A 23809-nucleotide genomic window follows, 5' to 3' on the forward strand; every position below is an offset into this window, starting at 1 on the left:
CAGTCTCCTGTTCAGCGGCTGGCGAGAAGGGGCGAGCTGTCGCTCAAGGCGTTCAGTTTGAAACTGCGGGCATAACCGGCCGGGTCCGAACCGTCCCAGACCTTGCCGTCGATCAACTGGCTGCTGCGCATCTCGTTGCCTGGGGCGGTGACACCGACGGCGCTGGCGGCTTCACGGTATAAGCCTAGTTGTTGCACCTGGCGGGCCACGGCGAGGTAATCGGGGTCGTCGCGCAACAGGCCCCAGCGACGAAACTGGGTCATGAACCACATGCCATCGGACAAGTACGGCAGGTTGACCGCCCCCTGGCCATGGAAGCGCAGCGCATGCGGGTCCTGCCATTGGTTGCCCAGGCCGTCGGTGTAGTCACCCAGCAACCGCGGTTCGATGCACGCCAGCGGCGCATCGAGGTACTGCGGTGCGCTGAGTAATTGCGCGGTACTGCGGCGATTTTCGCTGCTGTCGTCGATGAAGCGGCTGGCTTCGAGAATCGCCATCACCAGTGCGCGGGCGGTGTTGGGGTATTGCTCGACGAAGGCACGGGTACAGCCGAGGACTTTTTCCGGGTGGTCGGGCCAGATGGCCTGGGACGTGGCCAAGGTAAACCCGAGATCCTGTTTCACTGCGCTGTCGGCCCAGGGCTCGCCGACGCAGAAGCCGTCGATGCGCCCGGCCTGCAGGTGCGCGACCATTTGCGGTGGCGGCACCACCACGCTGTCGACGTCGTGCAGCGGGTGAATACCCTGGCTCGCCAGCCAGTAGTACAACCACATGGCATGGGTGCCGGTGGGAAAGGTCTGGGCGAAGGTCAGTTTTGGGCGACTTTGGTGCACGTGCCGGTCCAATGCTTCAGGACTGGTCACGCCGGCGGCCTGCAGGCCGTGGGAGAGATTGATGCTCTGGCCGTTCTGGTTCAGGCCCATGAGCACCGCCATGTCGGTTGGAGCCACGCCGCCGATGCCCAGGTGCACGGCATAGATCAAGCCGTACAGGCTGTGGACGGCATCGAGTTCGCCGCTGACCAGTTTGTCCCGCAGGTTGGCCCAGGACGACTGGCGCTTGAGGTTCAAGGTCAGTCCATAGGGTTGGGCGAAGCCCTGGGTGGCGGCGACCACCACCGAAGCGCAGTCGCTCAGGGCCATGAAACCGAGGTTGATTTCGCTTTTTTCCGGGGCATCGCTGCCATTGACCCAGGCCAGGGGGCCGATTGAGGGTTCGTTCATCGATTTCGCACCTTCCAAAAAAAACGTCGTCCCGGACCCCGCAAGAGCAGGGCCGGCTGACGACGCCATTGTCCTGGCACGCATTCCGCCGTTGGCCTGCGTGCTGATGCCTGTGCTGGTGCAAGGCATATGCCATCGCCCGCTGATTTTGTCGCGCGCCTCGCTTGCGACCCCGATGCGCGGGTATAATCGCCGCCTCATTTCGCCGCCAATCGAGTCAAATCCGCCCATGTACACCCTGGCCCGTCAGCTGTTGTTCAAACTTTCCCCGGAAACCTCCCACGATCTGTCCCTGGACCTGATCGGCGCGGGCGGGCGACTGGGGCTCAACGGTTTGCTGTGCAAGGCCCCGGCAAGATTGCCGGTGAACGTCATGGGCCTGGAGTTCCCGAACCCGGTGGGCCTGGCCGCCGGCCTGGACAAGAACGGCGCCGCCATCGACGGTTTTGCACAATTGGGTTTTGGTTTCGTCGAAATCGGCACCATCACCCCGCGTCCGCAACCGGGCAATCCGAAACCGCGGTTGTTCCGTCTGCCGGAGGCCGAGGCGATCATCAACCGCATGGGCTTCAACAACCTGGGCGTCGATCACCTGCTGGCCCGCGTGGCGGCCGCCAAATACAAGGGCGTGCTGGGCATCAATATCGGCAAGAACTTCGACACTCCGGTCGAGCGTGCGGTCGACGACTACCTGATCTGCCTGGACAAGGTCTATGCCCATGCCAGCTACGTGACGGTCAACGTCAGCTCGCCCAATACCCCGGGCCTGCGCAGCCTGCAGTTCGGTGACTCGCTCAAGCAGCTGCTGGCGGACCTCGCCACCCGTCGGGCCGAACTGGCGCTGCGCCATGGCAAACACGTGCCGCTGGCGATCAAGATCGCCCCGGACATGACCGACGAAGAAACCGCGCAGGTCGCACAGGCGTTGATCGAAACCGGCATGGACGCGGTCATCGCCACCAACACCACCCTGAGCCGCGTGGGTGTCGAAGGCATGGAGCACGGTGACGAGGCGGGCGGTCTGTCCGGCGCACCGGTGCGTGACAAGAGCACGAACACCGTGAAGGTGCTGGCTTCGGAGCTGGGTGGGCGCTTGCCGATCATTGCAGCGGGCGGCATCACCGAAGGCAAACACGCAGCGGAGAAAATCACCGCGGGTGCGAGCCTGGTGCAGATCTACTCAGGCTTCATCTACAAGGGCCCTGCATTGATTCGCGAGTCCGTGGACGCCATCGCCGCCCTGCGCTGATCCCTGTAGGAGCCCGGCTTGCCGGCGATGGCGATCTCGAGGACGCCTTCGCCGGCAAGCCGGGCTCCTACAGAGAATCGGGATTGACCGCAGAGCAGACATAAAAAAGGGCCCCTTCTAAGGAGCCCCTGGGCCGTAGCCCGCCGTCCGGATGGGACGTGCGTGGTTAATTCGCTACAAATCAGATTGTGTGTCGGAGTGTGTGCCCTGTGTTAGCCGACGGCGTGAAGTTCGTTGAGTCTGTGGATTCCCGCAGTGCCGGTCATACCGTCCCAGTTGTCGCCGCGTCCTTCTCGCCAGCCGTTAATCCAGGCTTGGCGTACCGACGGTAGAGTAAATGGGCAAAGCTCACGGGATTTACCACCAACGCCATATTGATATCCGCGCAAAAATGCTCTTTCCAACGGATCACGCTTAAGTCTTCTCATAGGGTGTTGCCCTCACTTGTTGACTGTATGTATCGCGTTGACCTCAATCGAGGTCTGGCAGAAAAAACCTGCCGTTGGGGCTCGTTGCCGGCGTGACGAGCCAAGGTGTTGACGTCATTGCGGCGCCAACCTGTGTTGAGTTCTAACCAATGCGTCACATCGAGGGAATGATCGTTTTGTCATAAGGACGTAACCGTTAATGTGCTATGGCACTAAGTAACATGATGTTTGTGGCGTCTTTATTGATCAAACCCCGGTATGATCGGCCCTGCGTTGGATGATCAGGTTAATCCTTTGCTGAGAATGCCTCCTGTTGCCGGGACGGACTATTCGACGAAGGGTCGACTTATGTCATTTTGTTGCATCAACCTTTTTATCTGTCCTTGCATCTAAGCTCATTTAACCCGGGCAGCAAGGGTGGAATGGCACACCTTCGTGCCACGCGGGCGCTCTTCGAGAAAAGCGCCTGATTGAAAACCGGGCCGGCAATGCGTTGCCGGTCCACTCAGCAAAGGCTCCGAATCCCCATGTCCGATCGTTTCGAACTCTTCCTCACTTGCCCTAAAGGCCTTGAAGGCCTGCTCATCGAGGAAGCCGTCGGGCTTGGCCTTGAGGAAGCGCGTGAGCACACTTCTGCCGTGCGTGGCATGGCCACCATGGAAACCGCTTATCGCCTGTGCCTGTGGTCGCGCCTGGCCAACCGGGTGCTGCTGGTCCTCAAGCGTTTCCCGATGAAAGACGCCGAAGACCTCTACCACGGCGTGCTGGACATCGAGTGGCAGGACCACATGCTCAATGACGGCACCCTGGCCGTCGAATTCAGCGGTCACGGCTCCGGCATCGACAACACCCACTTCGGCGCCTTGAAGGTCAAGGACGCCATCGTCGACAAACTGCGCACCCCGCAGGGCGACCGTCCATCCATCGACAAGCTCAACCCGGACCTGCGCATCCATCTGCGCCTGGATCGCGGTGAAGCGATCCTCTCGCTCGACCTTTCCGGCCACAGCCTGCACCAGCGCGGCTATCGCCTGCAGCAAGGTGCGGCGCCGCTGAAGGAAAACCTCGCGGCGGCGATCCTGATCCGTTCCGGCTGGCCACGCATCGCCGCTGAAGGCGGCGCCCTGGCTGACCCGATGTGCGGTGTCGGCACCTTCCTGGTCGAAGCGGCGATGATCGCTGCCGACATCGCGCCGAACCTGCGCCGCGAGCAATGGGGTTTCACCGCCTGGCTCGGCCACGTGCCGGCACTGTGGAAAAAGCTCCATGAAGAAGCCAGTGAACGTGCGGCGGCCGGCCTGGCCAAGCCACCGTTGTGGATTCGCGGTTACGAAGCCGACCCGCGCCTGATTCAACCAGGGCGCAACAACGTCGAGCGTGCCGGCCTGAGCGAGTGGATCAAGATCTACCAGGGCGAAGTCGCGACCTTCGAGCCGCGTCCGGACCAGAACCAGAAAGGCCTGGTGATCTGCAACCCTCCATACGGCGAGCGCCTGGGCGACGAGGCGAGCCTGCTCTACCTCTACCAGAACCTGGGCGAACGCCTGCGTCAGGCGTGCCTGAACTGGGAAGCGGCGGTGTTCACCGGCGCCCCGGACCTGGGCAAGCGCATGGGCATCCGCAGCCACAAGCAGTATTCGTTCTGGAACGGCGCCTTGCCGTGCAAGCTGTTGCTGATCAAGGTATTGCCGGATCAATTCGTCACCGGCGAACGTCGTACCCCGGAACAGCGTCAGGCCGAGCGTGAGCAGGCGGCCTACGACCAGGCGCCGAGCGAGCCGCAAGAGCGCCAGTACAACAAGAACGGCAACCCGATCAAACCGACGCCGGCACCGGCACCGGTGATCGAGCAGCCGCGCCTGAGCGAAGGCGGGCAGATGTTTGCCAACCGCCTGCAGAAAAACCTCAAGGCGCTGGGCAAGTGGGTCAAGCGTGAAGGCATCGACTGCTATCGCGTCTACGATGCCGACATGCCGGAATACTCCATGGCCATCGACCTGTACCACGACTGGGTCCACGTCCAGGAATACGCCGCACCGAAATCCATTGATCCGGAGAAGGCCTCGGCGCGCATGTTCGACGCCCTGGCGGCGATCCCGCAGGCCCTGAACGTCGACAAGAGCCGCGTGGTGGTCAAGCGCCGCGAGCGTCAGAGCGGTACCAAGCAGTACGAGCGCCAGGCCGCCCAGGGCAAGTTCGTCGAGGTCAACGAAGGCGGGGTGAAGCTGCTGGTCAACCTCACCGATTACCTCGATACCGGGTTGTTCCTCGACCACCGGCCGATGCGCATGCGCATCCAGAAAGAGGCCGCCGGCAAGCGCTTCCTCAATCTGTATTGCTACACCGCCACGGCCAGTGTCCATGCGGCCAAGGGCGGCGCGCGCAGTACCACCAGCGTCGACTTGTCGAAAACCTACCTGGACTGGGCGCGTCGCAACCTGTCGCTGAACGGTTTCTCCGACAAGAATCGCCTGGAGCAGAGTGACGTGATGGTCTGGCTGGAAGCCTGCCGTGAAGAGTACGACCTGATCTTCATCGACCCGCCGACTTTCTCCAACTCCAAGCGCATGGAAGGGATCTTCGACGTGCAGCGTGACCAGGTGCAACTGATCGACCTGGCCATGGCGCGCCTGGCACCGGGTGGAGTGCTGTACTTCTCCAACAACTTCCGCAAGTTCGAGCTCGAGCCTAACCTCAGCGAGCGCTACGCGATCGAAGAGATCACCGCCCAGACCATCGACGCGGATTTTTCCCGTAACACCAAGATCCACCGTGCCTGGAAAATCACTGCCCGTTGATGGGGTGAATGGCACTGTAGGCGCCGGCTTGTCGGCGAAGGCGATTTCAGGATCGCCTTCGCCGACAAGCCGGGCCCCACGGTACTGGTCAAATTAGTGGCTAATAGCTATAACTCAACTCATGGCCAATGGGCTTTCCCGCACCTGGCGTTTTGAGTTGCGTCTATGTCGTTGCACGCCGTGCGCCCCAAGATCCTGGGTTTTATCAGCGAAGATGTCTCGGCCGGGCTGGTCGCGCTCATGGTCTTGCTCATCGGCGGGACTCTCACGGCATTGCTCGCCTGGTCGACGCTGAACCTGTTTCACCATCAATTGCGCCAGCGCTTCCAGTTGCTGGCCAGCGAACGCTACAGCCGTATCGAAGAACGTTTCCAGGATCAGGAACAGCGCCTCGATGGCCTGCGCCGGTTCTTTGCCAACTCCGATGCGGTCTCCCGCGCGGAATTCGACGGCTACACCCAACCTCTGCTGCACCGGACCCAGGCGTACTCGTTTGCCGAAAGGATCACTCGCGACCAGCGACCAGCCTTCGAGCGCCGGGCGCGCGAGGAGGGCCTGGGCGAGTTCACGCTGCGCGAACTGAATGCCGACGGCCAGTTGCAAGTGGCCGGCGAGCGGGATGAGTACGTAGCGGTGTTGTATAGCCAGACACAGAGCAAACTCGGTGCGCCACTGGGCTATGACTTGCTGGCACAGCCCTTGCGTCGCGCCGCGCTGGAACGGGCCGAGCAGCGCGGGGGCATGGCCGTGTCGCAACCGCTGCACCTGGTCAATATCGAGCCGGCTTATGCGCGAGGCGTACTCTTGATTGCCCCGGTCATGCTGCGCAGTAGCGCCGCCGACGCAACGGGCAAGCCGTTCGGTTATGTCATGGCAGTGATCAGCATGCGCCAGTTGCTGGCGGACGGTCTGCCGGAGGTGGACCGTGATTATCTCTCGGTGCGCATTCTCGACCTGTCTACCGATGAGCAGCATGAGGTGTTGTTTCAATCGCCCAATGCGCCCGCGCTCAGTGACCTGTCCGCGACTCGCCTGTTACGTCTGGCCGACCATGATTATCAGGTCGACATCCAGCCCAGCGAGGCTTTCCTGCGGGCCAATCACTCTTCGGTGACCACGCTGATGGTGCTCGGTGGCTTGCTCAGCGTGTTGCTCAGCGCATTGCTCTATGTGCTGGTCAGTCAGCGGCAACGGGCGCTGAAGATGGTCGAGCAAAGGACCGAGGAACTGCGCGCCCGCGAACAGGAGCTGCGCGGCACCCATGGCCAGTTGCGCGGGGTGCTGGATGCCGCGACCCAGGTCGCGATCATCGCCACGGACCTGCGCGGGGTGATCAGCACCTTCAACGCCGGCGCCGAGCACATGCTCGGTTATACCGTCGCCGAAGTGGTCGGGCGCATGACCCTGGAAAACCTGCACTTGCCCCGGGAGCTCGCGGTACGTTCGGCAGAATTGAGTGCCTGTTACGGCAAGCCGGTACCGGCCTGTCATGCGATGCTGGTCGAGGGGCGCGTCGAGGGCGGCCATGAGGCGCGGGAGTGGACGCTGGTGCGTGGCGATGGCAGCCATCTGATCGTCAACATGCTGGCCACGCCGGTATTCGATGAGCAGGGCCTGTGGGTTGGGCACCTGGCGATCTGCATCGACATCACCGAACGCAAGCGCGTGCATGAGGCCCTGGCCGCACGGGACCTGTTGTTGAAGAAACTCAGCGCCCATGTGCCCGGCGGGATCTACCAGTTCAAGATGGAGTTCGACGGGCGCTTCAGCGTGATCTACGCCAGCGACGGCATTCGCGAGATCTATGAGCTGGAGCCGGACGTGCTGCTGCTCAACGCCGAAGCGATTTTCACGCGGATTCATCCCCAGGACACCACGCGCGTGCGTGCCTCGATCCGGGACTCGGCCGAAACCCTCAGCCACTGGCGCGAGGAATACCGCGTGCAACTGCCCCAGCGCGGCCTGCGCTGGGTCCGCGGCGAGGCGACCCCGGAAGAACTGCCCGGCGGCGGCGTACTCTGGCATGGCTACATCTCGGACATTACCGACACCAAGCGGGTGGAAGAAGAACTGCGGGCGCTGTCGGTCACCGACGCCCTGACCGGCATCCACAACCGCCGTTATTTCCAGGAACGCCTGACCACCGAGATGGCCCGGGTGGAGCGCGGGGGTGGCGACCTGTCGGTGATCATGCTCGACATCGACCACTTCAAGCGCATCAATGACCAGTACGGCCATGCCGTGGGCGATCGGGTGTTGCAGGCGGTGTGCGAACGGGTTGGCCATCGGCTGCGGCGCACCGATGTGTTCTGCCGCCTGGGCGGTGAGGAGTTCATGGTCCTGTGCCCGGACATCGGCGGCGAGCAGGCCCATCTGCTGGCGCTGGAGTTGTGGCAATGCCTGCGCAGCGCGCCGATCGATGAAGTCGGCGTGGTCACCGCCAGTTTCGGCATTGCCAGCTGGCGTGAGGGCGAGGGCGCGGATGCGTTGTTGTTGCGGGCGGATTCGGGGGTGTATGTGGCGAAGCAGGAGGGCAGGGATCGGGTGCAGGGCGAAATGAACTGACCCGGGTGAACGCAGCCCCTGTGGGAGCCAGCTTGCTGGCGAAGGCGCAGGCAGATTCAGCATGGAGGTGCCTGGTCGTACGTCTTCGCTGGCAAGCCAGCTCCTACAGGGGGGTGGTGTTTTTATAGAACCGAAGCGGTCTGCGCCAGTTTCGGCTGGCGATACAGGTCCAGCAGCACCTGGTCGAGCACCGACGACGCGCCAAACGGTGCCTTGTCGTTGAGGATCGCCACCACCGCCCAGGTGTTGCCGTTGACGTCGCGGCTGAAGCCGGCGATTGCCCGCACGGTGTTCAGGGTGCCGGTCTTGACGTGGGCTTCACCGCGCATGGCGGTGGTCTTCAGGCGTTTGCGCATGGTGCCGTCGGTGCCGGCAATCGGCATCGAACTGATGTACTCGGCGGCGTAAGGGCTGCGCCAGGCGGCTTGCAGCATCGACGCCATTTCCCGGGCACTGACGCGTTCGGCACGGGACAGGCCGGAGCCGTTCTCCATCACCAGGTGCGGCGCGGTAATGCCTTTCTTCGCCAGCCACTGACGCACCACGCGCTGGGCGGCCTTGGCGTCGTCGGCGTCGGCATCGGTGCGGAACCTCTGGCCCAGGCTCAGGAACAGCTGCTGGGCCATGGTGTTGTTACTGTATTTGTTGATGTCGCGGATGATTTCCGCCAGATCCGGCGAGAATGCCCGCGCCAGTACCTTGGCGCCCTTCGGTGTCGGCGCCAGCACATCCTTGCCCTGGATGCTGCCGCCCAGTTCTTTCCAGATCGCGCGAACGGCGCCGGCGGTGTAGGTGGCGTGGTCCAGCAACGACAGGTAGGTCTGCGAGCTGCAGCCTTCGCCCAACTGGCCGCCGACCGTCACGGTCACGCTGCCATCGGGCTGGGGCACCGGGTTGTAGCGCACACCACCGGTGCATTGCTTGGAATTGAGCGCCTTGACCTGGTTTTCGATGCGGATGCTGGCGATCGGCGGCTCCACCGAGACCAGCACTCTGCCCGAGTCATTGCGCGCAACGAAACGCAGGGCCTTGAGGTTGACCAGCAACGCATCGGGCTTGACCAGGAACGGCTTGTTGTCGTCGTTGCCGTCGTCGTTGAACTCGGGCAGTTGCGGTTGCACGAAGAAGTTCTTGTCCAGCACCAGGTCGCCGGTGACCTGGGTCACGCCGTTGGCGCGCAGGTCGCGCATCAGCAGCCAGAGTTTTTCCATGTTCAGCTTCGGATCGCCGCCACCCTTGAGGTAGAGGTTGCCGTTGAGGATGCCGCCGCTGAGGGTGCCATCGGTATAGAACTCGGTTTTCCACTGGTGATTGGGGCCGAGCATTTCCAGGGCCGCGTACGTAGTGACCAGCTTCATGGTCGACGCCGGGTTGACCGAGACGTCGGCGTTGAAGATGGTCGGGGTGCCGGGGCCGTTGAGTGGAATCATCACCAGCGACAGGGCGTTGTCCTGCAATTTGCTGGCCTTGAGGGCTTTTTCGACGTTGGGCGACAGGCTGGTATTGATCGGTTCAGCGGAAACGGGGAGGGCCAGGGGGAAAAGCAGGCCGGCCAGGAGCAATGGACGCAACGATTTGATCATGTACATAAAACCCTACAGCCGAGGGGGAAATAAAGACGAGGGCATGAAGATAAATTCCCTCAGTGGTCATGAAAGTGTCGGCATTATGCCCCAAGGTGCCACGGCTTGTGCCGTGCGCGGGGCCACCAATGGGCTATTTTTTACCGACGGTAGGCGTTGCGCCCCAGAGAGTCGGGCAATTGGCGGCTTAAACTGCTAAAGTGCGGCCCGTTATTACTTAAGAGGATTGTTCCAATGGCGACTAACCGCTCCCAGCGTCTGCGCAAAAAACTGTGCGTTGATGAATTTCAAGAGCTGGGTTTCGAACTGAACCTGGATTTCAAGGAAGATCTGTCCGAAGAAGCCATTGATGCCTTCCTCGAGGCGTTCCTCAAAGATGCCATGGAAGCCAACGGTCTGGGCTATGTCGGCGGTGATGACTATGGTCTGGTTTGCCTGATCAAGCGTGGCTCGGTCAGCGCTGAACAACGCGCTGCCGTTGAAGCCTGGCTCAAAGGCCGCACCGAGCTGACCAGCGTTGAAGTCAGCCCGCTGCTGGACGTCTGGTACCCGGAAAAGCCGATCAATCCGGTAGCCTGATGTTATAAAAAAACGGCGACCATTGAGTCGCCGTTTTTTTTGGGAAGATCAAAAGATCGCAGCCTTCGGCAGCTCCTACATTGGAACGCGATCCCCTGTAGGAGCTGTCGAGTGAAACGAGGCTGCGATCTTCAGCCTTTACGCCAATTCAGAATCACCAGCGTCACCACCCCCGCCACAATCCCCCAGAACGCCGAACCGATGGAAAACAGCGTCAGCCCCGATGCCGTGACCATGAAGGTGATCAGCGCCGCTTCACGCTCCTTCGCTTCGCTCATGGCGATGCTCAGCCCGTTGATGATCGAACCGAACAACGCCAGTGCGGCAATCGACAGCACCAGTTCCTTGGGCAGCGCGGCAAACAAGGCTGCCAGCGTCGCGCCGAACACGCCGGCGATGCCATAGAAAATCCCGCACCAGACCGCCGCCGTATAACGCTTGTTGCGATCCTCATGGGCATGGGGCCCGGTACAGATCGCCGCGCTGATGGCGGCCAGGTTAATCCCGTGGGAACCGAAGGGCGCCAGCAGCAGCGAGGCGATGCCGGTGGTGGTGATCAGCGGCGAAGCTGGCACGTTGTAGCCGTCGGCGCGCAGCACGGCGATGCCCGGCATGTTTTGCGAAGTCATCGCGACCACGAACAACGGGATGCCGATACTGATGGTCGCGGCGAGGGAGAAGTGCGGTGTGGTCCAGACCGGCGTGGCCACTTCCAGGTGGAACGCGCTGAAGTCCAGCAGCCCCATGAGGCCGGACAAGGCCGTGCCGATCAGCAATGCGCCCAACACGGCATAACGCGGCGACAGGCGCTTGACCACCAGGTAGGTGAGGAACATGCCCAGCACCAGCGCAGTGCGATGCTGCGCTGCGACGAAAATCTCGCTGCCGATCTTGAACAGGATCCCCGCCAGCAATGCCGCCGCCAGGGACGCGGGAATCTTTTTCACCAGGCGTTCGAAACTGCCGGTCAGCCCGCAGATCGTCACCAGCAGCGCGCAGGTAATATAGGCACCGATGGCTTCGCCGTAGGTCACGCCCCCCAGGCTGGTGATCAACAAGGCCGCGCCCGGGGTGGACCAGGCAATGGTGATGGGGGTGCGATAGCGCAAGGACAGGCCGATCGAGCACACCGCCATGCCGATGGAGATCGCCCAGATCCACGACGAAATCTGCCCGCTGGTCAGCCCGGCCGCTTGCCCGGCCTGGAACATCAGCACCAGGGAACTGGTGTAGCCGGTCATCATGGCGATGAACCCGGCGACGATGGCTGATAGAGAGGTGTCGGCCAAGGGGCGCAGTTGGGTGTGCGTGGCGTCGTTCATGACGGCGGTGTTCCTTTATACGTGTGAAGATGTCCGCTGCAACACTGAACCCTTGTGGGAGCGGGCTTGCTCGCGAATGCGGTCCGTCAGCTACATTAATGTCTGCTGACACGCCCTCTTCGCGAGCAAGCCCGATCCCACAGGGATTGCGAACAAAGGCGGATTCTGCGAACAAGCCTAAACTCAAACGTAATGTATTGTTGCCATACAGCGGATGTGACAAACAGCCGTACAGTCGTGTTGGCACTAACCATTGTGTACAATCGTAGTGATTTTCACGCGATACTTGCCAGCGACCCACTGTGCCGTATTACAGTCACCGTCAATTCGCCGCAGTTCTTCCGACTCGAGTGCCCATGAACGAACAGTTGCAACCCCTAAAGAAACAGCCGCGAGCAGGCAAAGCCGGCCGCAGCGGAACCCAGGACGATATTGTCTACGCGCATATCTTCGAGGCCATCCTCGAACAGCGCCTGGCGCCCGGCACCAAGTTGAGCGAAGAAGCGCTGGGGGAAATTTTCGGGGTCAGCCGCACTATCATTCGCCGCGCGCTGTCGCGCCTGGCCCATGAAAGCGTGGTGTTGCTGCGGCCAAATCGCGGCGCCGTGGTTGCCAGCCCGAGCGTCGAAGAGGCGCGCCAGGTGTTCATGGCCCGGCGTCTGGTGGAGCGGGCGATCACCGAGCTTGCGGTCGAGCACGCCACCGCCGAACAGATTGCCGAGTTGCGGCAGATGGTCAACGACGAGCGCGACAGCTTTTCCCGTGGCGACCGGGGCGCCGGCATCCGCCTGTCGGGCGAATTCCACCTGAAACTGGCCGAAGCGGCGAAAAACGCCCCGCTGATCAGCTTCCAGCGCAGCCTGGTGTCCCAGACTTCGCTGATCATTGCCCAGTACGAAAGCGGCAACCGTTCCCACTGCTCCTACGACGAGCACACCCAGTTGATCGACGCCATTGAAAAGCGCGACGCGGAACTGGCGGTGAACCTGATGATGCATCACATGGATCACATCGACAGCAAACTCAATCTCGATGAGGAAAGTGCGTCGGATGATTTGCATGCGGTGTTCTCGCATTTGTTGCAGACCAAGAAGCCAGGGCGGTCGCCGGCGAAAATCTGATGTACCGCGTCGCGCCTATCGCCAGCAGGCTGGCTCCCACAGGATTTTGTGTCGAATGCAAAATTTGTGATCACTGAAGATCAACTGTGGGAGCCAGCCTGCTGGCGATGGCGGCAGGACAGGCAATAAAAATCCCCCGGGCTGAAAAGCGACGGGGGATTTTTATGCCCGGAAAACCTTACCGCTGATGCACCAGATTCCCCGCCGCATAAGTCTGCAACACAGTCCGGTCATCCCCCAGGGTCATCAGCACAAACAACGTCTCGGCAATGTTATTGGCCTGCTGCAAGCGATAACCCAGCAACGGCGTGGCGTTGTAGTCCAGCACCAGGAAATCGGCATCGCTGCCCGGCTGCAGGTTGCCGATCTTGTCTTCCAGGCGAAGTGCACGGGCGCCGCCGAGGGTCGCCAGGTACAGCGACTTGAACGGGCTCAGGCGCGCGCCTTGCAGTTGCATCACCTTGTAGGCTTCGTTGAGGGTTTGCAGCAGCGAGAAACTGGTGCCGCCACCCACGTCAGTGCCCAGGCCGACGTTCAGCTTGTGCTTCTCCGCCATCGGCAGGTTGAACAGACCGCTGCCGAGGAAGAAGTTCGAGGTCGGGCAGAACGAGATGGCCGAACCGGTTTCCGCCAGTCGCGCGCATTCGTCATCGCACAGGTGCACGCCGTGGGCGAACACCGAGCGCTCGCCGAGCAATTGGTAGTGGTCGTAGACGTCCAGGTAACCCTTGCGCTCCGGGAACAACTCCTTGACCCACTCGATTTCCTTGAGGTTCTCGCTGATGTGGGTCTGCATGTACAGATCAGGGTATTCGGTCAGCAACTGGCCGGCCAGGGTCAGCTGTTCCGGGGTGCTGGTCGGGGCAAAGCGCGGGGTGACCGCATAGTGCAGGCGACCCTTGCCGTGCCAGCGCTCGATCAGCGCCTTGCTTTCCAGGTAGCTGGATTCGGCGGTGTCGGTCAGGTAGTCCGGGGCGTTGCGGTCCATCATCACCTTGCCGGCGATCATGCGCAGGTCCAACTGCTCGGCGGCTTCGAAGAACGAGTTCACCGATTGCGGATGCACGCTACCGAACACCAGCGCGGTGGTGGTGCCGTTGCGCAGCAGTTCCTTGATGAAGATGTCCGCGACCTGGTCGGCGTGGGCCTTGTCGGCGAACTGGCTTTCGCAGGGGAAGGTGTAGGTGTTGAGCCAGTCCAGCAGTTGCTCGCCATAGGCGCCGACCATGCCGGTTTGCGGCAGGTGGATGTGGGTGTCGATGAACCCGGGGGTGATCAGCGCATCCTGGTAATGGGTGATCTCGATATCGGCCGGCAGGGTTGGCAACAATTCACTGGCGTGGCCGAGGGCGCTGATCTTGCCGTTGTCGATCACCAGCAAGCCGTCCTCGAAATACTCGTACGAGGCTTCGATCCCGACTTCGGCAGGGTCGGCGATGCTGTGCAGAATGGCGGCGCGGTAGGCTTTGCGAGTCAGGGGCATGATTATTCTCTATTTATGAAGCTCATCAATTGGAGGCTTTCAATTTTGTCGCCTGACTGCGGCGTGAAACGGGCAGCAGTTTGGCAATCGGTTCGGCGCTGGACGTTTGCTGACCGAAATTGGCGTTGTAAGTGGCGATGATCTCGCCGGCGATGGAGATGGCGATTTCCACAGGCAGTTTGCCTTTGACTTCGCCGATGCCCATCGGGCAGCGCATGCGTTGCACGACGCCGCTGTCGAAACCGCGGTCGCGCAGGCGGTGTTCGAATTTCACCCGTTTGGTCTTCGAGCCGATCAGGCCGAAGTAGGCAAAGTCGTTGCGCTTGAGGATGGCGGCGGTGAGTTCGAGGTCGAGTTGGTGGTTGTGGGTCATGACGATGCAGTAGCTGCCGGCGGGCAGGTCGTCGATTTCGTCCACCGGTTCCTCGCTGACGATCTTGCGCACGCCGTGGGGGATCTGTTGCGGGAATTCGTCTTCGCGCGAATCGATCCAGCGCACCCGGCAGGGCAGGCTGGCCAGCAATGGTACCAGCGCACGGCCGACGTGGCCGGCGCCGAATACGGCGATCTGCGCCTGGACCTGGCCCATCGGTTCGAACAGCAGCACGGTAGCGCCACCGCAGCACTGGCCCAGGCTGGCGCCGAGGCTGAAGCGCTCCAGATGGGTGTCCTGCTTGCCGCTGGCGAGCATCTCGCGGGCGATCTGCATGGCCTTGTATTCCAGGTGCCCGCCACCGATGGTGTCGAAGGTCTGGCGAGCGCTGACGACCATCTTCGAACCGGCATTGCGCGGCGTCGAGCCGAGCTCTTCGATGATGGTCACCAACACGCAGGGTTCACCCTGGTTTTGCAGGTCGGCGAGGGCGTCGATCCAGTTGTACATGTTTCACCTCAACATCTCTGTTGTCTGTCCCGGCCTCATCGCCAGCAGGCTGGCTCCCACATTGGAATGCATTCCCCTGTGGGAGCCAGCCTGCTGGCGATTGGCCGCGCCTCGGTATCAGAGCGGAGCCAACTCAACCTCGGTTTCGGCCGCCTTCGCCACCTTCAACTGGCGCATCTGCTCACACCCCCACAACACCCGCTCCGGCGTCGCCGGCGCGTCGATTTTCGGCTGATGCTTGTAATCACCCAGACTGGCCACCGCATCCTTGATCGCACACCACGCGGCGATGCCGAGCATGAACGGCGGCTCGCCCACGGCCTTGGAATGGAACACCGTGTCTTCCGGGTTCTTGCGGTTTTCCACCAGCTTCACCCGCAGGTCCAACGGCATGTCCGCCACGGCCGGGATCTTGTAGCTGGCCGGGCCGTTGGTCATCAGCTTGCCCTTGTTGTTCCACACCAGCTCTTCCATGGTCAGCCAACCCATGCCCTGGATGAAACCGCCCTCGACCTGGCCGATGTCGATGGCCGGGTTCAGCGAGGCGCCGACGTCGTGGAGGATGTCGGTGCGCAGCATCTTGTACTCGCCGGTCAGGGTGTCGATGATCACCTCGCAGCAGGCGGCGCCGAAGGCGAAGTAATAGAACGGACGCCCCCTGGCCTGGCTGCGGTCGTAGTAGATTTTCGGGGTCTTGTAGAACCCGGTACTCGACAGCGACACCTGGGCGAAATACGCCTGCTGGATCAGCGCTTCGAAGGTCAGGATGTGATCGCGAACCCGCACGTGGCCGTTGTGGAACTCCACGTCTTCTTCGCTGACCTTGTACTGGCGAGCGGCGAATTCCACCAGGCGTTGCTTGATGGTCTCTGCGGCATTCTGCGCAGCCTTGCCGTTGAGGTCGGCGCCACTGGACGCAGCGGTCGGCGAGGTGTTCGGCACCTTGTCAGTGTTGGTCGCAGTGATCTGCACACGGTCCATTTCCACCTGGAACACCTCGGCCACAACCTGCGCGACCTTGGTGTTCAGGCCCTGGCCCATTTCGGTGCCGCCGTGGTTCAGGTGGATGCTGCCGTCGGTGTAGACGTGCACCAGCGCGCCGGCCTGGTTGAGGAAGCTGGCGGTGAAGGAGATGCCGAATTTCACCGGGGTCAGCGCCAGGCCTTTTTTCAGGATCGGGCTGTTGGCGTTGTAGCGACGGATCGCTTCGCGGCGCTCGGCGTACTGGCTGCTGGCTTCCAGTTCGGCGGTCATTTCCTCGAGCATGTTGTGCTCGACGGTCTGGTAGTAGTGGGTGACGTTACGCTCGGTCTTGCCGTAATAGTTGGCCTTGCGCACCGCCAGCGGGTCGAGGGCCAGGTGCCGGGCGATGGCGTCCATCACCTCTTCGATGGCGACCATGCCTTGCGGGCCGCCGAAGCCACGGTAAGCGGTGTTCGAGGCGGTGTTGGTCTTGCAGCGGTGACCATTGATGGTCGCGTCGCCCAGGTAGTACGAGTTGTCGGAGTGGAACATCGCGCGGTCGACGATCGACGCCGACAGGTCCGGCGAGCAGCCGCAGTTGCCGGCCAGTTCCAGGGCAATCCCGTGCAGGCGCCCGGTGCTGTCGAAGCCGACGTCGTATTCGACATAGAAAGGGTGACGCTTGCCGGTCATCAGCATGTCTTCGACCCGCGGCAGGCGCATCTTGGTCGGCTGGCCGGTGAGGTGCGCGATTACGGCGCACAGGCACGCCGGGCTCGCCGCTTGCGTCTCCTTGCCGCCAAAGCCGCCGCCCATGCGGCGCATGTCGACGACGATCTTGTTCATCGACACGTCCAGCACTTCGGCCACCAGCTTCTGCACTTCGGTGGGGTTCTGGGTGGAGCAGTAGACGATCATGCCGCCGTCTTCGGTGGGCATCACCGAGGAAATCTGGGTTTCCAGGTAGAAGTGTTCCTGGCCACCGATGTGCAGGGTGCCCTGGATGCGGTGCTCGGCGGTGGCCAGCGCCGTGGCCGAATCGCCGCGCTGATGGGTGTGGCTGTCGAGCACGAAGTGGCGCTTGCGCAAGGCTTCGACCACGTCCAGCACCGGCTCCAGGTCTTCGTATTCGATGATCGCGGCCATCGCCGCCTTGCGTGCGGTTTCCAGGTCTTTCGCGGCGACGGCGAGCACCGGCTGGCCGACGAACTGCACGTCGTCGATGGCCAGCAGCGGGTCACCCGGCAGCAGTGGGCCGATGTCTTTCAGGCCCGGCACGTCTTCGTGGGTGATGGCGATGCGCACGCCCTCGAAGGCGTAGCACGGCTGGGTGTCGATGCTGATGATCCGGGCGTGGGCGCGGTCGGACAGGCGGGCGTACACGTGCAGCTGGTTGGGAAACTCCAGGCGATCGTCGATGTACTGCGCTTCACCGGACACATGCTTGGCCGCGCTGTCGTGTTTGACGCTGCGGCCGACACCGGTGGTCAGGTCCTTGGCGAACAGTTCAGCCAGTTCGGCCTGGGTCTTCTCTACGGCGTGATGGTTAGACATAAGCGGTCACCCGAGTCTCGATGTGCGGCGTTTGCAGTTCGATGAAGTATTTGCGCAGCAGGTTCTGTGCACTGAGCAGGCGATATTCCTTGCTGGCGCGGAAGTCCGACAGCGGCGTGAAATCTTCCGCCAGGGCAGCGCAGGCACGTTCAACGGTGGCGCTGTTAAAGGGCGCACCGATCAACGCGGTTTCGCAACTGTTGGCGCGCTTTGGAATGGCCGCCATGCCACCGAACGCCACGCGGGCATCGGCGATCACACCGTTTTCCAGGCGCAGGTTGAACGCCGCGCACACCGCGGAAATGTCATCGTCCAGGCGCTTGGACACCTTGTAGGCGCGGAACAGCTGTTCGACGCTGGCGCGCGGCACGATGATCTTCTCGATGAACTCGCTTTCCTGGCGTGCGGTGACGCGGTAATCGATGAAGTAATCTTCCAGCGCCAGGGTGCGGCGGGTATCGCCTTTGCACAGGACGATCTGCGCACCCAGGGCAATCAGCAGCGGTGGCGAGTCGCCGATGGGCGAGGCGTTGCCGATGTTGCCGCCGAGGGTGCCCTGGTTGCGGATCTGCAAGGAGGCGAAGCGCTGCAGCAGTTCGCCGAAGTCCGGGTACTCGGCCTTCAGGGCTTCGTAGCAGTCGGAGAGGGCGGTGGCGGCACCGATTTCCAGGCGGTCGTCGAAGCGGTCGATGCGCTTCATCTCGGCGACGTTGCCGACGTAGATCATCACCGGCAGGGTACGGTGGAACTGGGTCACTTCCAGCGCCAGGTCGGTGCCGCCGGCCAGCAGCCGCGCCTGTGGATAAGCGTCATAGAGGTCGGCAAGGTCGGCCACGGTCAGCGGCACCAGGCAGCGCTTGTCACCGCTGTTGAGTTCGCCGATATCGGTCGGCGCGATGGCTTTGAGCCGGGCGATGGTCTGGGCTTCATTGGCATCGAACTGATCCGGTTGCTTGGCGCAGCAGGACTGCTCGGCAGCTTCCAGGATCGGCCGATACCCGGTGCAGCGGCAGAGGTTGCCGGCCAGGGCTTCGTGGGCCTTGTGCTGATCCGGTGCGTCGCTGTTCTTTTGCAGGGCAAACAACGACATCACGAAACCCGGGGTGCAGAACCCGCATTGCGAACCGTGGCACTCGACCATGGCCTTCTGCACGCTGTGCAGCTCACCCTTGTGCTTGAGGTCTTCAACGCTGATCAGTTGCTTGCCGTGCAGGGACGACACGAAGGTCAGGCACGAGTTGAGGCTGCGATAACGAATGCGATCGCGGCCGTCGTCATCGGTCTGCAGCTCGCCGACCACCACGGTGCACGCGCCACAGTCACCGCTGGCGCAGCCTTCTTTGGTGCCGGGTTTGCCCACATGGTCGCGCAGATAATTGAGCACGGTCAGGTTCGGGTCCAGGGCGTGCTCGCTACGGAGTTCCTGGTTGAGTAAAAACTGGATCACGGAAGGCCTCGCAGACTCATTATTGTTGTTAACCGCCATGAACCGAATTTAGCAGGTCTGACTTTCCGGTCAATGATTTTCTGACTTAAAGGTCAGGAAAATGCATTTTGTCGATTAACGCCTGTTTTCTTCAGTATTGACCCTCGATCAATACCTTGCTTTTTGCTTGAATCGTGCCAAAACCACCGGGCAGGCCCTGCGCCATGACGTATCAATTGCGCTACACTGCGCCGCTTGTGCAAATCGAAGAGTTTGAAGGACAACCATGACGTTCAAGGCGCCGGACAGCCTCGCCGAGCAAATCGCGCATCACCTCGCCGAACGCATCATTCGCGGCGAGATGAAGCCCGGGGAGCGCATCCAGGAACAGAAGGTCACCCAGGCACTCGACGTCAGCCGCGGCTCGGTTCGCGAGGCCTTGCTGATTCTCGAGCGCCGGCACCTGATCGCCATCCTGCCGCGCCGGGGCGCCCACGTCACCGAGCTCACCGCGCACAAGGTCAAGAGCCTGTGCACGCTGATGAGCGAGATGTACATCCTGCTGGCCAACGCCGTGGCCAACGGCTGGAAAGTCCAGGCTGACCTGGCGCCATTCCTGCAAATCCAGCAGCGCCTGACGGCCAGCTTCGAACGCCAGGACATCCATAGCTTCGTCGACGACAGTTTCAATGTGATGCGCGCCACCTATCCGTTCGCCAACAACCCGTACCTGCAGGAAACCGTCGAAAACCTGCAGCCGGCCATGAGCCGTGCGTATTTTCTCGCCCTGGACCAGCGCAAGGCCTCGATGAGCGAATACCTGGCCTTGTTCGAGCGCCTGCTCGCCGCCGTGATCGCCCGTGACTTTGCACAGATCCGCGAAGTGCTGACCGCTTACGGCCAGCGCAGCTGCGATCTGGTGATCTCTGCCCTGACGGATGCATAAGCGTGCGGCTAAAGTGCATCAAGCTGGCGGGGTTCAAATCCTTCGTCGACCCGACCACGGTGAACTTCCCCAGCAACATGGCGGCGGTGGTCGGGCCCAATGGTTGCGGCAAGTCGAACATCATCGACGCCGTGCGCTGGGTGATGGGCGAAAGTTCGGCGAAGAACCTGCGTGGCGAGTCGATGACCGACGTCATCTTCAACGGTTCGACCAGCCGTAAACCGGTGAGCCAGGCGAGCATCGAGCTGGTGTTCGATAACACCGATGGCACTTTGCTCGGTGAATACGCCGCCTATGCGGAAATTTCCATTCGCCGCAAAGTCACCCGCGATAGCCAGACCACCTACTATCTCAACGGCACCAAATGCCGGCGCCGTGACATCACCGATATCTTCCTCGGCACCGGCCTCGGCCCGCGCAGCTACTCGATCATCGAGCAGGGGATGATCTCCAAGCTGATCGAGTCCAAGCCTGAAGACCTGCGCAACTTTATCGAAGAAGCGGCGGGAATCTCCAAGTACAAGGAGCGTCGGCGCGAAACCGAAAACCGCATCCGCCGCACCCACGAAAACCTCGAGCGCCTGACCGACTTGCGCGAAGAGCTGGAACGTCAGCTTGAACGCCTGCACCGCCAGGCTGAAGCGGCCAAGAAGTATCAGGAACTCAAAGGCGAAGAGCGTCAGCTCAAGGCGCAACTGTCGGCCCTGCGCTGGCAGGACCTGAACGAACAGGTCGGCCAGCGCGAAGCGATCATTGGCACCCAGGAAATCAGTTTCGAAGCCCTGGTGGCCGAACAGCGCAACGCCGATGCCAGTATCGAACGCCTGCGCGATGGCCATCACGACCTCTCCGAGCGCTTCAATCTGGTGCAAGGGCGCTTCTATTCGGTCGGCGGCGACATCGCCCGGGTCGAACAGAGCATCCAGCACGGGCAGCAGCGCTTGCGCCAGTTGCAGGACGATCTGAAAGAAGCCGAGCGTGCGCGCCTGGAGACAGAATCGCACCTGGGCCACGACCGCACGCTGCTGCTGACTCTCGGCGAAGAGCTGGACATGCTCACGCCGGAGCAGGAAGTCACCAGCGCCGCCGCCGAAGAGGCTGCCGCCGCACTGGAAGAATCCGAAACCACCATGCACGGCTGGCAGGAGCAGTGGGACACCTTCAACCTGAGCGCTGCCGAGCCGCGGCGCCAGTCGGAAGTCCAGCAGTCGCGCATCCAGCAACTGGAAACCAGCCTGGAGCGCCTGGCCGATCGGCAGAAACGCCTCGGCGAAGAGCGCGCCTTGCTCTCGGCGGATCCGGAAGATGCAGCGATCATGCAGCTTAGCGAGCAGCTCGCTGAATCCGAGGCGACCCTCGAGGATTTGCAGACCAGTGAAGAAGCTCAGGTCGAAAAGCTCGAGCAACTGCGTCAGCAACTGCAGCACTCGCTGACGGCACAGCAACAGGCCCAGGGCGATCTGCAGCGGCTCAATGGTCGCCTGGCCTCGCTCGAAGCCCTGCAACAAGCCGCGCTTGATCCGGGCACCGGCACCGCCGAGTGGCTGCGTGAGCAGCATCTGGCGGATCGCCCGCGCCTGGCCGAAGGGCTGAAGGTTGAAGCAGGTTGGGAACTGGCGGTGGAAACCGTGCTCGGTGCCGACCTGCAAGCAGTGCTGGTGGATGACTTCAACGACTTCGACCTGTCCAGCTTTGCCCAGGGCGATCTGCGCCTGCTCAGCCCGGCCAGCGATGGCCAGCGAGTGCCTGGCAGTTTGCTGGACAAGGTCGAGGCGCAGATTGATCTGTCGCCATGGCTGGGCCAGGTCAAACCGGTCGAGAGCCTGGAGCAAGCCTTGGCCATGCGCGGTCAGTTGGCCGCCGGCCAGAGCCTGATCAGCCGCGATGGATACTGGGTCGGCCGGCACTTTCTGCGGGTGCGCCGTGCCAGTGAAGCGGAAAGCGGCATGCTCGCCCGTGGCCAGGAAATCCAGAAACTGGGCCTGGAGCGCGAAGAGCGCGAAGCGGCGGTCGAGTCCCTGGAAACCGAATTGCAAAACCTGCGGGCGCAACAGCGTCAGCAGGAAAACGGTCGCGAACACTTGCGTCGTTTGCTGCAGGACGAAGCCCGTCAGCAAGGCGAGTTGAAGGCCCAACTGTCGGCCGGCAAAGCCAAGGCCGAGCAGTTGGCCCTGCGGCGCACCCGTCTTGACGAAGAAATCGAGGAACTGGGCGAGCAGCGCGCCCTGGAGCACGAAAGCATCGGTGAAGCGCGCCTGCAATTGCAGGAAGCCCTCGACGCCATGGCCCTGGACACCGAGCAGCGCGAGCTGCTGCTGGCCCAGCGCGACAGCTTGCGCGAACGCCTTGACCGGGTGCGCCAGGAGGCCCGCCAGCACAAGGATCACGCCCACCAACTGGCGGTGCGCCTGGGCTCGCTCAAGGCCCAGCACGATTCCACGCGCCAGGCCCTGGAGCGCCTGGAAATGCAGGCCGAACGCCTGACGGAAAAGCGCGAACAGTTGTCTCTGAATCTGGAGGAGGGCGAGGCGCCGCTGGAAGAGTTGCGCCTGAAACTCGAAGAACTGCTCGACAAGCGCATGACCGTCGACGAAGAGCTCAAGACCGCGCAGATCGCCTTGGAAGATGCCGACCGCGAACTGCGTGAGGCCGAGAAGCGCCGCAACCAGGCCGAACAACAGTCCCAGCTGATTCGCAGCCAGCTGGAAACCCAGCGCATGGAATGGCAGGCCCTGACCGTGCGGCGCAAGGCATTGCAGGACCAGTTGCTCGAAGACGGTTACGACCTGCACGGCGTGCTGGCCACCCTGACCGCCGAGGCCAGCGAGAAAGCCGCCGAGGAAGAGCTTGAGCGCATCGCCGCGCGGATCCAGCGCCTGGGCGCAATCAACCTCGCGGCCATCGATGAGTACCAGCAACAATCGGAGCGTAAACGTTATCTGGACGCCCAGAACGACGATCTGGTCGAAGCCCTCGATACGCTCGAAAACGTGATTCGCAAGATCGACAAGGAAACCCGAAACCGTTTCAAAGATACCTTTGATCAGATCAATGGCGGTTTACAGGCACTTTTCCCAAAAGTTTTCGGTGGAGGCCGCGCGTATTTGGAACTGACGGGCGAAGATCTACTCGATACAGGGGTGACGATCATGGCGCAGCCGCCCGGAAAGAAGAACAGCACCATCCATTTGCTCTCCGGTGGCGAAAAAGCCCTGACCGCATTGGCCCTGGTTTTTGCGATCTTCAAGTTGAACCCGGCGCCGTTCTGCATGCTCGATGAAGTGGACGCGCCATTGGATGACGCTAACGTTGGACGTTATGCGCGACTGGTCAAGGAGATGTCGCAGACGGTGCAGTTCATCTACATCACCCACAACAAGATCGCCATGGAAATGGCCGAGCAATTGATGGGGGTGACGATGCACGAACCGGGTTGCTCGCGTCTGGTGGCGGTGGATGTCGAGGAGGCCATGGCGATGGTGGATGCCTGAGGCGTGGCTTTCAGGGGGGATTTTTTTACAGTGGGACTCAATTTGCCATGCCGACTTGCTGGCCAATCGACATATTCGCGGGACCAACGTGCCAGACGGTGTAAAGTTGCCTTTGGTCGTGCTAGTTTAATGTCAATTTTTCGTATACGTGGGTAAAACGCCTGTCAGAACATAGAGTTGGCGCCACGTTTTAAA

The 23809-nt window shown here is 61.9% G+C and carries 15 protein-coding genes; 7 read left to right on the forward strand and 8 right to left on the reverse strand.

What is annotated here, in order from left to right; translation table 11 throughout:
* Nucleotides 1-11: 11 nt before the first annotated feature.
* Nucleotides 12-1223 (reverse strand): CmpA/NrtA family ABC transporter substrate-binding protein, encoded by a 1212-nt coding sequence (locus ACM6I6_RS24100; protein ID WP_414920809.1) that lies wholly within the window; start codon nucleotides 1221-1223, stop codon nucleotides 12-14.
* A 229-nt stretch (nucleotides 1224-1452) separates the two neighbouring features.
* Between ACM6I6_RS24100 and ACM6I6_RS24105 the strand changes: the two genes are divergently transcribed.
* On the forward strand, nucleotides 1453-2472 hold the full coding sequence (locus ACM6I6_RS24105) for a quinone-dependent dihydroorotate dehydrogenase (protein WP_323607092.1): 1020 nt from the start codon (nucleotides 1453-1455) through the stop codon (nucleotides 2470-2472).
* Nucleotides 2473-2684: 212 nt separating this feature from the next.
* On the opposite strand, the gene rmf is transcribed toward ACM6I6_RS24105, so the two are convergent.
* Nucleotides 2685-2900: a ribosome modulation factor gene (rmf, locus tag ACM6I6_RS24110; protein WP_003223300.1), complete on the reverse strand. Its 216-nt coding sequence runs from the start codon at nucleotides 2898-2900 to the stop codon at nucleotides 2685-2687.
* Between the two features lie 527 nt (nucleotides 2901-3427).
* On the opposite strand from rmf, the gene rlmKL reads away from it, so the two are divergent.
* Both rlmKL and ACM6I6_RS24120 read left to right on the forward strand, forming a co-directional pair.
* Nucleotides 3428-5698 (forward strand): bifunctional 23S rRNA (guanine(2069)-N(7))-methyltransferase RlmK/23S rRNA (guanine(2445)-N(2))-methyltransferase RlmL, encoded by a 2271-nt coding sequence (gene rlmKL / locus ACM6I6_RS24115; RefSeq protein WP_408598003.1) that lies wholly within the window; start codon nucleotides 3428-3430, stop codon nucleotides 5696-5698.
* Between the two features lie 165 nt (nucleotides 5699-5863).
* Entirely contained in the window at nucleotides 5864-8263 is a 2400-nt protein-coding gene (locus ACM6I6_RS24120; RefSeq protein WP_406591326.1) for a diguanylate cyclase, read from the forward strand.
* 122 nt (nucleotides 8264-8385) lie between these two features.
* Here ACM6I6_RS24120 and dacB read toward each other — a convergent pair whose 3' ends face one another.
* The gene (gene dacB, locus ACM6I6_RS24125) at nucleotides 8386-9846 is read right to left on the reverse strand and encodes a D-alanyl-D-alanine carboxypeptidase/D-alanyl-D-alanine-endopeptidase (protein ID WP_323607094.1); all 1461 of its coding nucleotides are present in this window, start codon (nucleotides 9844-9846) and stop codon (nucleotides 8386-8388) included.
* Between the two features lie 234 nt (nucleotides 9847-10080).
* On the opposite strand from dacB, the gene ACM6I6_RS24130 reads away from it, so the two are divergent.
* On the forward strand, nucleotides 10081-10425 hold the full coding sequence (locus ACM6I6_RS24130) for a YggL family protein (protein ID WP_274073188.1): 345 nt from the start codon (nucleotides 10081-10083) through the stop codon (nucleotides 10423-10425).
* Nucleotides 10426-10556: 131 nt separating this feature from the next.
* On the opposite strand, the gene ACM6I6_RS24135 is transcribed toward ACM6I6_RS24130, so the two are convergent.
* Nucleotides 10557-11747, reverse strand: coding sequence for a benzoate/H(+) symporter BenE family transporter (locus tag ACM6I6_RS24135; RefSeq protein WP_414920810.1), 1191 nt, complete (start codon nucleotides 11745-11747; stop codon nucleotides 10557-10559).
* A 356-nt stretch (nucleotides 11748-12103) separates the two neighbouring features.
* Here ACM6I6_RS24135 and ACM6I6_RS24140 point away from each other — a divergent pair, with 356 nt between their 5' ends.
* The gene (locus ACM6I6_RS24140) at nucleotides 12104-12868 is read left to right on the forward strand and encodes a GntR family transcriptional regulator (RefSeq protein ID WP_046816196.1); all 765 of its coding nucleotides are present in this window, start codon (nucleotides 12104-12106) and stop codon (nucleotides 12866-12868) included.
* 178 nt (nucleotides 12869-13046) lie between these two features.
* Here ACM6I6_RS24140 and guaD read toward each other — a convergent pair whose 3' ends face one another.
* The 4 genes from guaD to xdhA form a co-directional block, all read right to left on the reverse strand.
* The gene (gene guaD / locus ACM6I6_RS24145) at nucleotides 13047-14351 is read right to left on the reverse strand and encodes a guanine deaminase (protein WP_414920811.1); all 1305 of its coding nucleotides are present in this window, start codon (nucleotides 14349-14351) and stop codon (nucleotides 13047-13049) included.
* Nucleotides 14352-14376: 25 nt separating this feature from the next.
* A complete protein-coding gene (gene xdhC / locus ACM6I6_RS24150; protein WP_274073191.1) occupies nucleotides 14377-15234 on the reverse strand; it encodes a xanthine dehydrogenase accessory protein XdhC in 858 nt (285 codons plus the stop codon).
* Between the two features lie 117 nt (nucleotides 15235-15351).
* On the reverse strand, nucleotides 15352-17751 hold the full coding sequence (gene xdhB, locus ACM6I6_RS24155; protein ID WP_274073192.1) for a xanthine dehydrogenase molybdopterin binding subunit: 2400 nt from the start codon (nucleotides 17749-17751) through the stop codon (nucleotides 15352-15354).
* On the reverse strand, nucleotides 17744-19198 hold the full coding sequence (xdhA, locus tag ACM6I6_RS24160) for a xanthine dehydrogenase small subunit (RefSeq protein WP_274073193.1): 1455 nt from the start codon (nucleotides 19196-19198) through the stop codon (nucleotides 17744-17746). Before xdhA ends, xdhB begins: the two co-directional genes overlap by 8 nt.
* Before the next feature lie 265 nt (nucleotides 19199-19463).
* Here xdhA and ACM6I6_RS24165 point away from each other — a divergent pair, with 265 nt between their 5' ends.
* Nucleotides 19464-20123: a GntR family transcriptional regulator gene (locus tag ACM6I6_RS24165; protein WP_274073194.1), complete on the forward strand. Its 660-nt coding sequence runs from the start codon at nucleotides 19464-19466 to the stop codon at nucleotides 20121-20123.
* Nucleotides 20124-20125: 2 nt separating this feature from the next.
* Nucleotides 20126-23614, forward strand: coding sequence for a chromosome segregation protein SMC (gene smc, locus ACM6I6_RS24170; RefSeq protein WP_414920812.1), 3489 nt, complete (start codon nucleotides 20126-20128; stop codon nucleotides 23612-23614).
* Nucleotides 23615-23809: the final 195 nt, after the last annotated feature.

Origin of the sequence: Pseudomonas sp. IT-P218, from assembly GCF_949767605.1 — a bacterium.
GTDB lineage: Bacteria > Pseudomonadota > Gammaproteobacteria > Pseudomonadales > Pseudomonadaceae > Aquipseudomonas > Aquipseudomonas putida_AE.

Coding starts and splice junctions, on each gene's coding strand:
- ACM6I6_RS24100 (WP_414920809.1), bottom strand. CDS start 1,223: ATGAACGAACCCTCAATCGGCCCCCTGGCCTGGGTCAATGGCAGCGAT.
- ACM6I6_RS24105 (WP_323607092.1), top strand. CDS start 1,453: ATGTACACCCTGGCCCGTCAGCTGTTGTTCAAACTTTCCCCGGAAACC.
- rmf (WP_003223300.1), bottom strand. CDS start 2,900: ATGAGAAGACTTAAGCGTGATCCGTTGGAAAGAGCATTTTTGCGCGGA.
- rlmKL (WP_408598003.1), top strand. CDS start 3,428: ATGTCCGATCGTTTCGAACTCTTCCTCACTTGCCCTAAAGGCCTTGAA.
- ACM6I6_RS24120 (WP_406591326.1), top strand. CDS start 5,864: ATGTCGTTGCACGCCGTGCGCCCCAAGATCCTGGGTTTTATCAGCGAA.
- dacB (WP_323607094.1), bottom strand. CDS start 9,846: ATGATCAAATCGTTGCGTCCATTGCTCCTGGCCGGCCTGCTTTTCCCC.
- ACM6I6_RS24130 (WP_274073188.1), top strand. CDS start 10,081: ATGGCGACTAACCGCTCCCAGCGTCTGCGCAAAAAACTGTGCGTTGAT.
- ACM6I6_RS24135 (WP_414920810.1), bottom strand. CDS start 11,747: ATGAACGACGCCACGCACACCCAACTGCGCCCCTTGGCCGACACCTCT.
- ACM6I6_RS24140 (WP_046816196.1), top strand. CDS start 12,104: ATGAACGAACAGTTGCAACCCCTAAAGAAACAGCCGCGAGCAGGCAAA.
- guaD (WP_414920811.1), bottom strand. CDS start 14,351: ATGCCCCTGACTCGCAAAGCCTACCGCGCCGCCATTCTGCACAGCATC.
- xdhC (WP_274073191.1), bottom strand. CDS start 15,234: ATGTACAACTGGATCGACGCCCTCGCCGACCTGCAAAACCAGGGTGAA.
- xdhB (WP_274073192.1), bottom strand. CDS start 17,751: ATGTCTAACCATCACGCCGTAGAGAAGACCCAGGCCGAACTGGCTGAA.
- ACM6I6_RS24165 (WP_274073194.1), top strand. CDS start 19,464: ATGACGTTCAAGGCGCCGGACAGCCTCGCCGAGCAAATCGCGCATCAC.